This window comes from Christiangramia fulva, from assembly GCF_003024155.1.
In the GTDB taxonomy this organism is placed as follows: Bacteria; Bacteroidota; Bacteroidia; order Flavobacteriales; family Flavobacteriaceae; genus Christiangramia; species Christiangramia fulva.
Window position 1 is genome coordinate 800,401 of sequence record NZ_CP028136.1, and the last position, 15,744, is coordinate 816,144.

16 protein-coding genes are annotated in these 15,744 nt (G+C 43.3%); 12 read left to right on the forward strand and 4 right to left on the reverse strand.

The window, feature by feature from the left end:
* Positions 1 to 35: 35 nt before the first annotated feature.
* The 3 genes from C7S20_RS03680 to C7S20_RS03690 form a co-directional block, all read right to left on the reverse strand.
* Positions 36 to 1,196: a formimidoylglutamase gene (locus C7S20_RS03680; protein WP_107011208.1), complete on the reverse strand. Its 1,161-nt coding sequence runs from the start codon at positions 1,194 to 1,196 to the stop codon at positions 36 to 38.
* Positions 1,197 to 1,199: 3 nt separating this feature from the next.
* Positions 1,200 to 3,704: a type I DNA topoisomerase gene (gene topA / locus C7S20_RS03685; RefSeq protein ID WP_107011209.1), complete on the reverse strand. Its 2,505-nt coding sequence runs from the start codon at positions 3,702 to 3,704 to the stop codon at positions 1,200 to 1,202.
* Positions 3,705 to 3,834: 130 nt separating this feature from the next.
* Complete coding sequence (locus C7S20_RS03690; RefSeq protein ID WP_159039863.1) at positions 3,835 to 4,854, reverse strand: hypothetical protein; 1,020 nt, start codon at positions 4,852 to 4,854, stop codon at positions 3,835 to 3,837.
* 386 nt (positions 4,855 to 5,240) lie between these two features.
* Here C7S20_RS03690 and atpD point away from each other — a divergent pair, with 386 nt between their 5' ends.
* The 12 genes from atpD to C7S20_RS03750 all read left to right on the forward strand — a co-directional run bounded on the left by atpD (position 5,241) and on the right by C7S20_RS03750 (position 13,672).
* The gene (atpD, locus tag C7S20_RS03695) at positions 5,241 to 6,749 is read left to right on the forward strand and encodes a F0F1 ATP synthase subunit beta (protein WP_107011211.1); all 1,509 of its coding nucleotides are present in this window, start codon (positions 5,241 to 5,243) and stop codon (positions 6,747 to 6,749) included.
* Entirely contained in the window at positions 6,724 to 7,140 is a 417-nt protein-coding gene (locus C7S20_RS03700) for a F0F1 ATP synthase subunit epsilon (RefSeq protein WP_162496973.1), read from the forward strand. Before atpD ends, C7S20_RS03700 begins: the two co-directional genes overlap by 26 nt.
* On the forward strand, positions 7,130 to 7,453 hold the full coding sequence (locus C7S20_RS03705; RefSeq protein ID WP_107011213.1) for an AtpZ/AtpI family protein: 324 nt from the start codon (positions 7,130 to 7,132) through the stop codon (positions 7,451 to 7,453). The genes C7S20_RS03700 and C7S20_RS03705 overlap by 11 nt, the downstream gene beginning before the upstream one ends.
* Positions 7,446 to 7,745: an ATP synthase subunit I gene (locus tag C7S20_RS03710; protein ID WP_107011214.1), complete on the forward strand. Its 300-nt coding sequence runs from the start codon at positions 7,446 to 7,448 to the stop codon at positions 7,743 to 7,745. The genes C7S20_RS03705 and C7S20_RS03710 overlap by 8 nt, the downstream gene beginning before the upstream one ends.
* Entirely contained in the window at positions 7,742 to 8,425 is a 684-nt protein-coding gene (locus C7S20_RS03715) for a F0F1 ATP synthase subunit A (protein WP_107011215.1), read from the forward strand. The genes C7S20_RS03710 and C7S20_RS03715 overlap by 4 nt, the downstream gene beginning before the upstream one ends.
* Before the next feature lie 29 nt (positions 8,426 to 8,454).
* Positions 8,455 to 8,724 (forward strand): F0F1 ATP synthase subunit C, encoded by a 270-nt coding sequence (locus C7S20_RS03720; RefSeq protein WP_107011216.1) that lies wholly within the window; start codon positions 8,455 to 8,457, stop codon positions 8,722 to 8,724.
* 6 nt (positions 8,725 to 8,730) lie between these two features.
* Positions 8,731 to 9,579 (forward strand): F0F1 ATP synthase subunit B family protein, encoded by an 849-nt coding sequence (locus C7S20_RS03725; RefSeq protein WP_107011217.1) that lies wholly within the window; start codon positions 8,731 to 8,733, stop codon positions 9,577 to 9,579.
* Positions 9,557 to 11,113, forward strand: coding sequence for an alternate F1F0 ATPase, F1 subunit alpha (locus C7S20_RS03730; protein ID WP_107011218.1), 1,557 nt, complete (start codon positions 9,557 to 9,559; stop codon positions 11,111 to 11,113). The genes C7S20_RS03725 and C7S20_RS03730 overlap by 23 nt, the downstream gene beginning before the upstream one ends.
* Complete coding sequence (locus tag C7S20_RS03735; protein WP_107011219.1) at positions 11,100 to 11,984, forward strand: F0F1 ATP synthase subunit gamma; 885 nt, start codon at positions 11,100 to 11,102, stop codon at positions 11,982 to 11,984. Before C7S20_RS03730 ends, C7S20_RS03735 begins: the two co-directional genes overlap by 14 nt.
* A gap of 126 nt (positions 11,985 to 12,110) precedes the next feature.
* Complete coding sequence (locus C7S20_RS03740) at positions 12,111 to 12,842, forward strand: SDR family oxidoreductase (RefSeq protein WP_107011220.1); 732 nt, start codon at positions 12,111 to 12,113, stop codon at positions 12,840 to 12,842.
* Between the two features lie 11 nt (positions 12,843 to 12,853).
* Positions 12,854 to 13,081 (forward strand): hypothetical protein, encoded by a 228-nt coding sequence (locus C7S20_RS03745; protein ID WP_107011221.1) that lies wholly within the window; start codon positions 12,854 to 12,856, stop codon positions 13,079 to 13,081.
* A 90-nt stretch (positions 13,082 to 13,171) separates the two neighbouring features.
* Positions 13,172 to 13,672: a hypothetical protein gene (locus tag C7S20_RS03750; RefSeq protein WP_107011222.1), complete on the forward strand. Its 501-nt coding sequence runs from the start codon at positions 13,172 to 13,174 to the stop codon at positions 13,670 to 13,672.
* On the opposite strand, the gene C7S20_RS03755 is transcribed toward C7S20_RS03750, so the two are convergent.
* Positions 13,669 to 15,696 carry a protein-disulfide reductase DsbD family protein gene (locus C7S20_RS03755; RefSeq protein ID WP_107011223.1) on the reverse strand — a complete coding sequence of 676 codons (2,028 nt, stop codon included), beginning with the start codon at positions 15,694 to 15,696 and terminating at the stop codon, positions 13,669 to 13,671. The genes C7S20_RS03750 and C7S20_RS03755 overlap by 4 nt on opposite strands.
* Positions 15,697 to 15,744: the final 48 nt, after the last annotated feature.

The window sequence follows — 15,744 nt, forward strand, 5'->3', positions numbered from 1 at the left end:
AAATACCCTAAACCAAAAAATTGCCTGAATATTTTTTAAACTTCGTTTTTTCGTTTGGCTTTATACCATCTTTCAGGGATTACCTGATTACAGGCTTCAAGATAATCGTCCTCGCTGCATGGTAATAACGTATGCCTTTTTAATTTAGTATTTACGTGATCTAAAAAAGGAATTTCTATCCACCAGCGACCACTCACAGGACTTTTAAAAAAGACCAGAATCTCATCATCAATCGGCACCTGATACTTAATAAACTCTTTTTTTGCAGAAATAGTATTTTCATTTGTGCGATAATTCATTCCTTCGATAAAATACCACATGATCTCTGCTACCAGGGTATTCGCCAGAGTTCCAAGCCCCAACTGGTATTCGTAGATTCCAAAAGAAGAAACTTTATCACTAATTCCGGCGTATCTGGCTAATGCACAAATCTCCCTTCCATTAAAACCATTAGGGGTCTGGAAATAAGCATTCTGAAAAGAAGCCGAATCTATCGATCCCAAATCCAGCCCCACCAGATTGGCATTTCTGAAAATGGGTTCCATCAAAGATAAATCTGATGTTACCTCTCCAAGTCTATAGGCTTCAAAAAACAGCCTTTCCATCAACTCGATTTCTTCCTGAGAATTAAAATAAGTTTGATATCCTATGGCCGAATAATTAAATAAATTATAAGGTTTATCTACTACGATTTTTCCTACATAACTTTGACTGTTAATCGGCTTATCGGCATCGCCAAGATCAAATTTAGAATCGATATTCACCAGGTTAACCATCTGATCCAGTTTATCATAAGCGCGATATTGTGCATAAACAAGATCCTGACTTCCACCTAAAACAATGGGCAAAATATCTTTTTTTATAAGGCTTTCAACGATAGTCTGAACAGCGAAATAAGTATCCTCAACGGTAGCGCCGGCTTCCACGTCTCCCAGATCAGCCATATCTAATTTCCAATTTCCCGGAAATAATTTATAAAAAGCCCTTCGCAGTTCATCGAAAGCAGGAGTTTCATTTTTTCTAAGCGAGCGGCGGTTTTCGGTGACCCCAAAAATGGCAATTTGAACTCCTTCCAGCTCGGGTAAACCCGACCTTTCGGTATGTAATCTTAATTGAGCCCCTATGGATTGAGGATTTAATTGCTTAACCTCATCTATTAAGTCCTGGCTTATCGGACTTAGAAAATCGATCTCCATAGCCTATTTCTTTTTCGTGGTTTTCTTTTTAGCACTTTTTTTCCGACCTGTCTTTTTCCCGCCTTTTCCGCTTTTTTCAAGAATATCTTTCACCTCATCCAGCGTCAATTCCCCAGCTTTTGTAGTTTTTGGAAGTTCGACTTTCGTTTTTCCCTTGATGACATTGAAACGTCCCCAACGTGCTTTTTCCACTCGAATACCTTCTTCTTCCCAGTTATGTATGATCTTTTCCCGTTCCTTTTTCAGCTTGTCTTCGATCAATTCTTCAATGTCGGCATTAGAAAGGTTATCAAAATCATATTTTTTGTTCACATTGATGAACATATTGTTCCATTTCAAAAATGGCCCGAATCTTCCCACACCTTTCTGTACGGGTTTATTTTTGTATTCCGCGATCGGGGCATCGGCTTTTTCTTTCTCTTTAATAAGCTCCATTGCACGGTCAAAATCAACATTTAAAGGATCTTCTCCTTTTTCGAGCGAAACGAATTTTTTTCCAAACCTTACATAAGGGCCATAACGGCCGTTGTTCACCTCAACTGCTTCGCCTTTATATTCCCCCAGCTTTTTAGGAAGTTCAAAAAGTGCCATGGCGTCTTCATAAGTAATGGTTTCCAAATTCTGGTCCGGGCTCAGACTGGCAAATTTAGGTTTATCCTCATCTTCGACGCTTCCAATTTGCACCATGGGACCAAATTTCCCCAAACGCACGCTCACCGGTTTACCTGTTTCAGGGTCTTCCCCAAGTATCCGCTCGCCTACTTCCCGATCGGCATTCCTGGCAACATCCTGAACATGCGGATGAAAATCTTTATAAAAATCTTTCATCATCACCTTCCATTCCTGATTCCCTTCAGCGATATTATCAAAACTTTCCTCGACCCGGGCAGTGAAATTATAATCCAGGATATTTGAAAAGTGGTTCACGAGAAAATCATTGACCACCATTCCGGTAGCTGTAGGAACCAATTTTCCCTTGTCGCTTCCCACGGTTTCGGTTAAGGTTTTCTCAGAAAGCTTATTATTTTTCAGTTTAAACTGAACATAATTGCGCTCGCTACCTTCAATAGATCCTTTTTCGATATAATTTCTTGTCTGGATCGTAGAAATGGTCGGCGCATAAGTTGATGGCCTGCCGATGCCTAATTCTTCCAGTTTTTTAACAAGGGAAGCCTCGGTATAACGGTAAGGCGGCCTCGTAAACCTTTCAGTTGCCGTAATATAATTGTTTAGCAGTGCCTGATTTTCTTTTAATGCCGGAAGCATTCCGCTTTGCTCTTCGTCTTCCTCATCGCTTCCTTCCAGATAAACCTTCAGGAAACCATCGAATTTCAGTACCTCTCCGTTAGCAGTGAACTGATTATCATGTTTATCGGCATCTATTTTAACATTAGTTCGCTCCAACTGAGCATCGCTCATCTGGGAAGCAATGGCCCTTTTCCAAATTAGTTCATATAACCTTTGCTGATCCCTTTCCGCAGAGATACTGTGTTTTTGAAAACTGGTAGGTCGTATCGCCTCGTGAGCTTCCTGCGCGCCCTTTGCTTTACCTTTAAACTGACGCGGCTTTGAATATTTATCGCCGTATGCCTTTGAAATTTCCTTTTTAGCTCCCTCGCGTGCTTCATCAGATAAATTCACGCTGTCGGTTCTCATATAGGTAATATGCCCCGCTTCGTACAATCGCTGAGCCAGCGTCATGGTTTTACCCACCGAAAAATAGAGTTTTCGGGCCGCTTCCTGCTGAAGGGTGGAAGTGGTAAATGGTGGCGCCGGATTCTTTTTCGCCGGTTTGGTAGTGAGTTCAGCCACCTTAAAGTTCGCACCAATATTATCTTTCAGGAATTGTTCCGCCTCCTCTTTCGTATCAAAATTTTTGGGAATACGGGCTTTAAAAGATTTGCCGTCTTCGGTAGCGAATTCTGCGTCGATCCTGTAAGAAGCCTGAGCTTCAAAATCCTGAATTTCACGCTCTCTTTCCACAATAAGCCTCACAGCAACAGACTGAACCCTTCCTGCTGAAAGACCTCCCTTGACTTTACGCCATAGAACAGGAGATAGTTCATAACCAACCAGCCTGTCAAGTACCCGACGGGCCTGCTGAGCATTTACAAGATTATAATCTATACTTCGTGGATTTTCAATAGCCTTTAAGATCGCGGGTTTGGTAATTTCATGAAAAACGATTCGTTTGGTTTTATCATTTTTCAGCTTCAATTCTTCAGAAAGATGCCATGCAATAGCCTCCCCCTCACGGTCTTCATCACTCGCCAGCCATACAGTTTCTGCTGCTTTGGCAAGACTTTTCAGCTTCTTTACCACATCCTTTTTATCTTTCGAAACGATATATTTAGGCGTAAAATCCCCTTCGGTATCCACACCGATCTCCTTGGTAGGCAAATCGGCAATATGCCCGAAGCTGGAAGCCACTTTGTAGTCGCTGCCCAGGAATTTTTCGATGGTTTTTGCCTTCGCCGGGGACTCTACTATCACTAAATTTTTTGCCATAAATTTTTGAGTTTGTCGTTGCAAAAGTATGTCAAATTTTTAATCTCATGGGCAGGCCAAAAAGAAATCAAGGTTCAAAATGCTTGCAACCCATTGAAAATAAAGGGATTTTAAAGCTTTTTAAAAATTTTTATTCAGTGTAAAAATCTACAGAAGTGACTCCGGAAAGCTTATAACTAAGATCGGGAGAAATATTCCCTTCAACAGAATCTGCTCGATTAAAGGCAATGATCCTTCCGCCTGCACTAGCGGCTTCCGCAACAAAAACGGCATTATAGGAAGCATCATATTTTATATCTACGGGATTTCCTAACTGGGTATTATTCCCTGAAATCACCAACTGGCCCACAGCAGGAATAATATTGCTCCCCGGAGTATTGACGAATTTCGATTCAAAACCGGTAATGCTGTGAATCGCACCATCTCCATTAATACCGGGGTCTCCCATATCGGCAAGAAACATGGTTCCATTCTCAAAATCAAGGCTGCTCAATTGCAAGGCTCCTTCTATGCGCACCGTTTTTTCTGCCACCGCCCTGGAAAAAACCTGGTAGGAATCCAGGAAATTTCGAAAAACGGCCACCTTATTTGAATGAGATTTGATCACATAAAGATCTTCTCCCACGAATTCCATTCCCACTACTTTAAAATCAGTCAGCACCATATTCCGTATTTCAAAACCTGTTTCAGACTTTTTGAAAATAAGGATTCTCCCTTCCTCAGTTTGCAGATCTCCGTCAAAATCAGTGGTATCAGAAACCACATAAAATCCTTCGCTTTTTTCAAGGTCGGTAGGATGTTGAAAAGTGACGGTGCTTGTGAAATCAGTATTGGCATCAATAGAACCCGTTTTATCCGGAATAGAAAGATTTTCATAAGATTCTATACGCCCGGGCTCAAGGGAAAGTACAGCAAATGAAGCTATTCCCTCAGCAATTATTTTGCTCGCTGAAGTAGATGAAATATTAATACTGGGTTTATTACTGCCGTCATTGATGTCATAACGCTTTACGATGCCATTTACGGTTGTTGCAAAAAGATAGGCTTTGCTGGCAAGTTTTATATCCCCATTAGGATTTTCATCAGAGCTGCAAGAAATACTGGTAATAAGGAGTATTCCGCATAAAATTCCGATTAAAGAAAACTTCATTTCGCTGGTGTTACCTGATTTAATATCAATATTATCTAAAATCGAACGAATGAAAGAATTTTTTACTGCCAAATACCAATTTTTGAACTATTATTAACATATAGAACCTCCTAAATAGTTTAATTCGGGTTTAATGAAACCCTCTATTTTTCTTGCTTAAGACTGATAAATATCAGCGTTTTTCTCTCTGCTTCCTCGTAACTTCATCAGTGTTTTTGTTCCTGTGTTATCATCTAAATTTTTTCAATAGATCGATGATAAATAAACAGATCTGGCTGCGGTCTTTCCGTGTTGGATTTTCTTTACTGCTTAAATGTTTCTGCCGGAACGGTCATTCTGTCTTTCTTCGGAATTAACAAAGAACTTTTATTGAAGTGCCAGATGCGATGAAGGGCGATGTTCAAAATATTAACTATGGAAGGATTATTTCCGTAAGGGGAGGGATCGTCGATATTTTTTTCGATCATAACATACCTCCCATCTCCAATCTGCTGCATGCGGGAAAAGAAAATGAGATTTCCATCGAAATACTCACCCAGCTGGATGTGCATCGTGTTCGTGGTATCGCTTTGAATCCAACTCAGGGTCTTGCCCGCGGAATGAAGGTGGAAAGCCGCGGAAATGAATTGCGCGTGCCGGTGGGAAAAGAAATTGTGGGACGTATGTTTGACGTCTTCGGAAATACCATCGACCACGGCGAGCCCATAAAAAATGCCGAACAACGCAAAATTCATAATACTCCCCCTCCACTTCAGAAGCGTTCTACAAAATCTGAAATTTTCGTTACCGGGATCAAGGCTATAGATGTACTGATCCCTTTGGAACGCGGTGGAAAGGCCGGACTTTTTGGTGGTGCCGGGGTGGGAAAGACGGTTTTACTAACCGAACTCATCCATAATATGGTGGAAAACAGCAAAGGCATAAGTATGTTTTGCGGCATTGGCGAACGTTGCCGTGAAGGCCATGAACTTTACTACGGAATGAAGGAAGCCGGTTTGCTCAAAAATATGGTGATGCTTTTCGGGCAGATGAACGAGCCGCCCGGAGCGAGGTTCCGTGTGGGCCATGCCGCGCTGACCATGGCCGAATATTTCAGGGATGATGAGAACCGTGATGTGTTACTGCTTATCGATAATATCTTCAGGTTCATCCAGGCAGGAATGGAAGTTTCCGGCTTAATGGGCCAAATGCCCTCCCGGCTAGGTTACCAGCCCACAATGGGCACCGAACTATCAAAACTTGAAGAACGCATTGCCAATACTGAAACCGGAGCTATTACTTCCATCCAGGCGGTTTATGTGCCCGCCGATGATCTTACCGATCCGGCCGCGGTCCACACGTTTTCACATTTATCGGCTTCGATCGTGCTTTCCCGAAAAAAAGCGGGAGAAGGATTATACCCGGCGATCGATCTGCTGCAATCTGATTCAAAAATGGCAACTCCGGGGATAATCGGGGAAAGACATTACCAGCTGGCACAGGAAATAAGGCAGACGCTGGCACAGTATAAAGAACTTAAAGATATCATTGCCATGCTTGGACTGGAACAGCTTTCCGCTCATGACAGAAATGTGGTGAACCGCGCCCGAAAACTGGAACGTTTCTTTACGCAGCCGTTTTTCGCTACGGAACAATTCAGCGGAATTGAAGGAAAGGCGGTGAGTCTGGACAACGCTCTCGATGGCTGTGAACGGATATTAAATGACGAATTCAAGGATCTTCCTGAAAGCGCCTTCTATATGATAGGAAATATTGAAGAGGCCAAAACCAAGGCAGGCGAAGTTCAAAAAGGAGAGTCTGCTTCCGAAGAAAAAGGGGAAAAGAAAGAAGAGAAAAACAAGGAAAAAACGCCTGAAAAAGAAAAGAAAGATGGACACCCAGTTAATGCATCTTAAGATCCTTTTGCCCTCACGGATCTTTGCCGAGGTCAGGGATGTAAAACGTATTGTAGCTGAAACTTCCGAAGGCCACTACGGATTTTTACCGCAACGGCTGGACTGTGTGGCAGAACTGGAACCGGGGATCTTCAGCTATGAAACGGCAGGAGGTAAAACCACCTATGTCGCGGTTGATATAGGAATACTGGTAAAATCGGGTTTGGAAGTTATGGTTTCCGCCAGGCATGCTATTGGAGGCGTAGATCTTGGTAAACTTCAGGAAACTGTGGAAAAGGAGTTCCTGAAACTGGACGAAGAAGAAAAGAATGTGCGTTACGTCATGGCAAAACTGGAAAGCAGCTTTATACAGAGGCTACAGAAATTTGAAAAGCACAAAAATGAGATCTGATAAAGAGCAGGATAGGGATTTCAGCCGGAAGGTCGGCGAAAAGGAGGAAAGAAAGATCAGGAGCCTCAGGGAAAATAAAAGAAGCGTCTGGTTTGGCCTGGGTATGATGGGAATGGTCGGCTGGTCTGTAGCGGTGCCGGCATTGTTGGGAGTCTTAACAGGATTATGGCTCGACAAAAAATATCCGCAGACCTTTTCATGGACGCTCACACTGCTCGTAATTGGAGTTTTTATCGGGTCGATCATCGCCTGGTACTGGGTAGAAAAAGAAGACCGCGAAATACATAATAATAAAGATCAGGAAAATGAATAACAGCTTTCTCATCATTGTTTTTTTAGTGGGATTTGCCCTCGGAGTATTTTTCTTTGGAGGCTTATGGTACAGCGTAAAAAAGGCCGTGGTTTCTACAAAACCGCTGTTATGGACCTTCGGAAGTTTCTTTATAAGAATGAGCCTGACCGTTTTAACCTTCTATTTTGCAGGCGGCGAAGACTGGCGACGATTTCTGGCTGTTCTCATTGGGTTTATGGCAGGGCGTTTTACAGTAATTCACATTACCAAAACGATCGATGCAAGGCACGCAGAACAAAAAACTGAAATATGAAACTAAGTCCCGACGATACTATTTTCTGGTCGAATGGGTTTATAAACATCAATCTGACGATCGTTACCACATGGGGGCTCATGCTGGTAATGGTGATCGGGGCATGGCTTATTACAAGAAAATTGCAGACAGGGATCAAGATCTCCCGCTGGCAAACCATTCTTGAAATGATCGTTCTAAGCATCAGCAGTCAGGTGAAAGAAGTGGGAATGGACAAGCCGCGTAGATATATTCCATTTATTGGTACACTGTTCCTTTTTATCGGTATTGCCAATTTGTGCATTATTTTCCCCGGCTATGAACCTCCTACCGGCTCACTTTCTACTACGACTGCCCTGGCGATCTCAGTCTTTCTAGCGGTTCCCTTCTTCGGAATTGAAGAGGGAGGCCTTCGAGGATACCTGAAGACGTACCTTGAACCAACATGGTTAATGTTGCCCTTTAATCTAATTGGAGAATTTACGCGTACTCTTGCCCTGGCAGTCCGACTCTTCGGAAACATCATGAGTGGCGGTATGATCGTCGCTATTCTGCTAAGCATAGCCCCGTTTATATTTCCTGTTCTCATGGACGTCCTTGGGCTACTTACAGGGATCGTACAGGCCTATATTTTCAGTGTTCTGGCAACAGTTTACATTGCCGGGGCAGTACAGGCCAGAAAATCGAAACAAAAAACATAAAGTTCAACAAAATAAAAAGCAACTTAAAAATGGATAATATCACAATCATTGGAATCGCGTCTATCATTACCGCCGGGCTCACCACCGGAATCGGCACCATGTTACCGGCGCTAAGTGAAGGAAAAGCAATCGCTTCAGCCTTGAGTTCGCTGGCACAACAGCCGGACGCTTCCTCAACAATTACAAGAACCCTGTTCGTGGGACTGGCAATGATCGAATCGACCGCGATCTACTGTTTCGTGGTCTCCATGATCCTGATCTTCGCCAATCCTTTCTGGAATTTCATCATTGCAAAATAGACTGAAATGAAGATCAACTGGTTCACGGTCATAGCACAGGTCATAAACTTCCTGGTGCTGGTATGGTTGCTGAAACGCTTCCTGTACAAACCCATTCTGAAGGCAACTGATGAGCGGGAAAAGAGTATTGTTTCCAAACTGAAGGATGCGAGTGCTAAGAAAGAGGAAGCCAAGAAGGAACGGGATGAATTTCAGAAGAAAAACAGCACTTTCGAGCAGGAGAAAAAGCAAATGATGGAAAAAGCGGCGAATGAAACCAAAGAGCAAAGTGAGCAGATGATAAATGAAACCCGGAAAGCTGTTGCGGCAATGAAGGAAAAACAGGAAAAGAATTTCCGGCAGATGGAAGAAAATCTGAAAAAGGAACTTGCGGAAAGGACCAGCCACGAAGTGCTTAATATCAGCCGCCAGGTCTTAGCCGATCTTGCTTCCGCAGAACTTGAAGCTCAAATGGTTAAGCATTTCATTGAACAGCTGCAGGGAATGGACGAGGCCGGCAAACAGGCATTTCTGCAGGCTTACAAAAATATCTCAGGCCCCCTGCTCATCCGCAGCGTATTTGAGTTGAAGCCGGAGCAGCAGGAAGCGATCAAAAATGCGGTAGGGCAGCTGCTAAATGAAAATGGCGAATTCCGCTTTGAAACCGATGAAAAACTGGCCGGAGGCATCGAACTTTCTGCTGATGGATATAAACTTTCCTGGAATATTGCCTCTTATCTTGATTCTCTGCAGGAAAAAATTTCAGAAGTCCTTCAGGAACAATCGGCCGAGAAAACAGAAAAAGTGGAGGCAGACTCCCCGGAAGAAAAAGCTGAACCTAAACAAATTGAATATGGCAGTGAAGGACCTGAATAATATCGCCCAACAGACTTTCGATGAAATGGAACGTGTGCGGGGAGAATATTCTTTTCCCTTCGCACCGCGTGAAACCGGAACTGTTTCCAGTATAACTTCCGGAGTCATAAAGGTGGAAGGTTTACCGGGAGCTTCTTTTGAGGAATTGCTGAAATTTCCAAACGGCCTATCTGGAATAGCCTATAATATTGATGAAACTGAAATAGGTGCCATACTTTTAGGAGAAGATTCGTTGTTGAATGCTGGAGATGAAGTGCGGCGTACCGGCCGTGTGATGGATGTTCCCGTGGGCGAAGATCTGCTGGGTAGAGTGCTGAATCCCCTGGGAGAACCGGTAGATGGTAAAGGTCCGGTCGCCTGGGAAAAACGTTTCCCCATTGAACGTCCTGCTCCGGCAATTATGGATCGCGATCCGGTTGCAGTGCCATTACAGACTGGTCTGAAAGTTATTGACGCTTTGATTCCCATAGGCCGTGGTCAGCGAGAGCTTATTCTGGGTGACCGGCAAACCGGGAAAACTGCCATCGCCCTTGATAGCATTATCAATCAGAAAGGCAAAAATGTTCTTTGTATTTATTGTGCGATCGGGCAAAGGGCTTCGTCGGTAGCCAAGGTTATCGCCGCGCTTCGTGAAAAAGAAGCGCTGGAATACACCGTAGTAATTGTCACAGAGGGCAATGAATCTCCCGGACTTAAATACATTGCACCATACGCCGCAACCAGCATTGCCGAGGCTTTTATGGAAAAAGGCAGGGATGTACTGATTGTCTATGATGACCTGACCCACCATGCCCGTGCTTACCGTGAACTTTCTCTTTTATTGCGTCGGCCGCCGGGACGGGAAGCCTTTCCGGGAGATATTTTCTATATCCATTCCCGGCTGCTGGAGCGGGCCACACGGCTTAATAAAGAATCGGGAGGAGGTTCTCTTACCGCATTGCCCATTATCGAAACCGAAGCGCAGAATATTTCGGCCTATATTCCTACCAATCTAATTTCGATCACCGATGGACAAATCTATCTTTCCCCGAAATTGTTCGAATTGGGGATCCTTCCTGCAGTAGATGTGGGTAAGTCGGTTTCCAGGGTTGGCGGGAAAGCACAATTATCAACCTACCGGTCGGTGATTGGAGACCTGAAACTCGCATATTCCCAATTTGAAGAATTGGAAAATTACGCACGGTTCGGAACCCGGCTTGATGAACATACCCGGCAAACCATCGAACACGGAAAACGCATCAGGAGCTGGTTAAAACAGAAAGAACTTCAGCCATTTTCTGTGGAGGAACAAATTGTGGAATTACTGGCGCTCACCCGTGGAAAATTCGATGCTGTTCCTCTCGAAAAGATGAAAGAAGCCGAAACTGCTTTGCTGAAGAGCCTTCCCGATCTTCCGCAGAACCTTCGGAAAAGACTTGTTTCTGATGAGTCGTTAAAAGATGAAGACAAAGAAATGCTTCTAAAACATTCCGAAGAAATCTTAAAAGGTTTTCAGGAAAAAACCTCTAAAAAGGAAACAGATGGAAACTCTTGAAAGTCTGCGGGCAAAATTGGAAAGCGCCGGTGATATCGATTCCGTGGTGAAAACGATGAAAGCGGTTGCGGCTTCCAACATCGGGCAGTTCGAACGATCGGTGGCCGCCCTTGGCGATTATTATAGAACGATCACGCTGGGCCTGGCAGCCTACTTCAGGACAGAGAAGTGGAAAGACCTATCTGAAGGAACTAATTCCGAAATAAATTCTATAGGAATTATTGTCTTCGGATCAGATCAGGGCCTGGTGGGGCGTTTCAACGATTCTCTTACTGAATTTGTCACTCAAAGCAAGAAGGAACTGCCATCTGTGAAAGAGGTCTGGGCTGTGGGGGAACGAATTATGCTGTTGATGAAGGACGAAGGATTTAACTGTACCCGCCTTTTTGCGGTTCCTAATGGGGTGGAAGCCATTACCGCGATGGTTGGCGAGATACTTTTGAAGGCCCAGGAAAGTATTGAGCGCGGAGAGCTCAAAACCTTCTTCATTTTTCACAATCAGCCAAAAAAGGTAGCCGGATTCGTACCTGTTAAGCAACGGCTGCTGCCACTGGATGAAAAGTGGCAACAGGAATTTGAACCCGTGGAATGGCCTACGAAAAAGCTACCACAGGTGGTGGGAAATAGCGAAACTGTAATGATGGCGCTTATCAGGGAATTTTTGTTCGTTTCTTTATTCAGGGCTTGTGCAGAATCGCTGGCCAGTGAAAATGCCAGCCGACTCAATTCCATGCAACGCGCCGAGAAAAATATCGAGGAATTGCTGGATGAACTTCATCACAGTTTTCACCGACTTCGGCAGAGCACTATCGATGAAGAACTTTTTGATGTTGTGGCCGGCTTTGAAGCCCTTCGCCAATCTCCAAAATAACCACTTAATATCTTCAAGGATTCCTATGCTTTCTGAAGAGAAGCATACCGTTAAAGATGTGTTATTTGAAATATTATTAACGCATTTTTTGCTGAAAAATGACATATTAAGTTCAAATATTCAGCTATGGAATTAAAAGGAAAGAAAGCTGTGGTCACCGGCGCTAGCAGCGGTATTGGAAAAGCGATCGCAAAGAAGCTGGCTGAAGAACAATGCCAGGTAGCACTCGCAAGCCGAAGCCTTGGCAAACTCAAAGAGCTTCAAAAAGAAATTTCTTCGGAAAGCATCGTAGTAGAAATGGACGTAAGCAAAACGGAAAGCGTTAAAAGCGCTTTTGAAAAAATTTATAACGAGTTTGGTTCAGTCGACATCCTGGTAAATTGTGCAGGGATTATGCCTCTCACCTACTTAAAAAACCGGCACCTTGACGAATGGCTGGATACCATCGAAGTTAATATAAAAGGAAGTCTGCGCTGCATTGATGCCGTAATCCCATCAATGACAAAAAACAAAAGCGGCCATATCGTGAATATCGCCTCGGTGGACGGAAAAGAAATTTTTAAAGGCGGTGCCGTATATGGCGCTTCCAAAGCAGCAATTATAGAGTTATCCCGTGCCATGAGAATGGAACTCTCTCCGGAATTCAACATACGGGTTACCGCGATCGAGCCCGGAACCGTTGAAACAAGCCTCAGGGAAGATATCACAGATGAAGAATTGCTGGAAGACAAAGATTACGCCGGCGACGAGCCAAAACTCAAAGCTGAAGATATCGCAGAAGCGGTCTTTTACGCGCTCTCGCAGCCCGAACATGTAAATGTGAACGAATTACTGGTAAAACCTACCGGAAAAGCCTAAATAAAAAAGATATGAATTACAGTTATTTATTTACAAAAGCAGGAAAAATCCTGGCTAAAGGAACCTTATTCAGAGTTGGAAAATACCTCGCGAAAAAAGGTGGAAAAACAGGAATTATAATTGGCGGAATTGCTGCCGGAAGTTTCCTCGCTTACCAGATGTGGCAGGAGCGCGAACAGGAAAAAGACCAGCAATTGACCCAAAAAATCACTGGTAAGAAAAAGAAAATTGTGGTTTAGTTACATCACAATTCTATAATCCCAGATCAAATTTCTTAAGGTTCATTTCATTCCTGCTCAGTTTAGGAACGCAAATTTTATTTTGGCGGTATGAAAACCTTTATTTTATTACTTCTGCTCACTTTTAATCCGTTCCCCAAACAGGCTCAGGAAGATTGTCCCTGCTGTTCTTCCGAACATCACGAATTTGATTTCTGGATAGGAGAATGGGAGGTGTTTAATGAAAAAGGTGATAAAATAGGAGAAAATTTAGTAGAAGCCCTGGAAGATCACTGCATTATAAGTGAGAACTGGAAAGGCGCTACAGGTACCAGTGGAAAAAGCTTCAGTTATTACGATTCGAAAGATCAAACATGGAATCAGCTTTGGATTAGCAATTCGGGGAATATCCTTAAACTAAAAGGCACAGCTTCCAAAGGCAAAATGGTTTTGAAAAGCGATTTACAGGAAAGCGAAAAGGGAAAATTCTATAACCAGGTCACCTGGACAAAAAATCCAGACGGTTCAGTAACCCAAAATTGGATTCTGCTGGATGAAAATGGGAAAAAAATTGGCAAGGCCTTTAAAGGCATCTATAAAAAGAAAAATTAATTCCCGAAGACGCTTTTTTGGTCACTTTCAAACATTGAAGAATTTTCATTTTTGAAGTTGGAAATTCCCTTTTGAAGCCAGTTATAATAAACATCAGCATCGGGTTCATAAGCCATTGGCTCTGCCAGCTTATTTTCATTTTCATCCACCAGGACGTAATAAGGCTGAGCATTCGCTCCATATTCACTGATTTGAAAATTGCTCCATTTACCCCCGATCGTTCTAATCTTTTTACCGGTAGATTCGGAAACGAACTGCTTTTCTTCAGGCAGATCTCTTTTATCATCAACGTATAAAGAAACCAGCACCACATCATTCTTTAAAGTTTCAAGCACCTTTGGATCACTCCAAACCCGCTCTTCCATTTTTCGGCAATTAACACAGGCATGTCCCGTAAAATCTATCATTACCGGCAAATCCTTCTTACGGGCATAAGCCAGGCCTTCTTCATAATCATGAAAACTTATGATATTATGCGGCCCGTAAACAGCTCCTTCCGGCAATTCTCCCCTGTCAACAATGCCCGGGCCCGAAGTTCCGAGACCTTCAGGTGATTCGCTGTACTGAAGAGGTGGCGGAAATCCGCTGATCATTTTAAGCGGAGCTCCCCAAAGTCCGGGAATAAGATAAATCACAAAAGAAAGTACCAAAAGTCCGGTGATAAGCCTTCCTACCGAAATATGCTGTTCAGGAGAATCATGAGCAAGCCTTATTTTTCCGAATAAATAAAAAGCCAGAAGCCCGAAAATTGCAATCCAGATGGCCAGGAAAACCTCTCTTTCGAGCAGGTGTAACTGCAGCACAAGATCGGCGTTCGATAAGAATTTAAAGGCAAGGGCCAGTTCGAGAAAACCGAGGAAAACTTTTACCGTATTTAGCCAGCCTCCGGAGCGGGGCAACGTATTGAGCCAACCTGGAAACGCGGCAAAAAGGGCGAAAGGCAATGCAATGGCCAGGGAAAACCCGAACATCCCGATTATAGGAGCCATACCTCCTTTGGTGGCCGCCTGCACCAGGACTGTGCCCACTATTGGGCCTGTACATGAAAAGGAGACAATGGCAAGCGCCAGGGCCATAAAAAATATTCCTATTAAGCCTCCTTTATCGGCTTTCGAATCTATTGCCGTTCCCCAGCTACTCGGCAGCACAATTTCGAAGGCGCCCATAAAGGAAAAAGCAAAAACCAGCAATAGGATAAAAAATATGAGGTTGAACCAGACATTTGTGGAAAGGGCATTCAACGCGTCGGCACCAAAAATTACCGTAACCAAAGTTCCCAGCAATACATAGATCACCACGATGGAAACTCCGTAGAAAATGGCATTTCTTATCCCCGCGACTCTTGTTTTGCTCTGTTTGGTAAAAAAGCTTACCGTCATCGGGATCATAGGAAAAACACAGGGCGTAAGCAGTGCCGCAAAACCCGATAAAAAAGCGACTATAAAAATTCCCCAGAAATCTTCCTCTTTTTTATTGATTGAATTTACCTCTTCTTCCGGAGCTGTCGCGGGTTTTTCCTTTACCTCAGCCGTATCGTTTTTTACAATATTTGCCGCCGCGTTTTCATTGATCACGAGACTGAATTCCTCCGTGTCAAAAATACAGGCGGTATCGTCACAGGCCTGGTATTCTACCCGCGCATTTATAGTAGAAAGACTGGTATCGGTAACTTTTATGGTTTGGGTGAAAGTGGCGTAATTTGAAAAGAAAGAAAGATCCATTTCAAAAATTGGATCATGTTCTTTAACCGATTCACTTTCGGTGGTTTTTCCTACAAGTTCATATTTCTCTCCTGCATTTTCAAAAATAAATTCTGTAGGATTTGGACCTCCTTCAGGTAGCTGCAGTGAATACAGATGCCAGTGATCTTGTATAAATGCGTTAAAAACAAGCTGGTATTTGGTATCTGAAATCTTCTTTACCTCACTTTCCCATTGCACTGGATCCTGTATTTGCGAATAGGAAATAAAGGTGCTTAAAAGGAAAAATAGGAACGTTAACTTATGTAGAAGCTGTTTTGTCATGAACTCTTAGTCTGATTAAAATGTAAAGACTTGCGCAAAAATACCAAT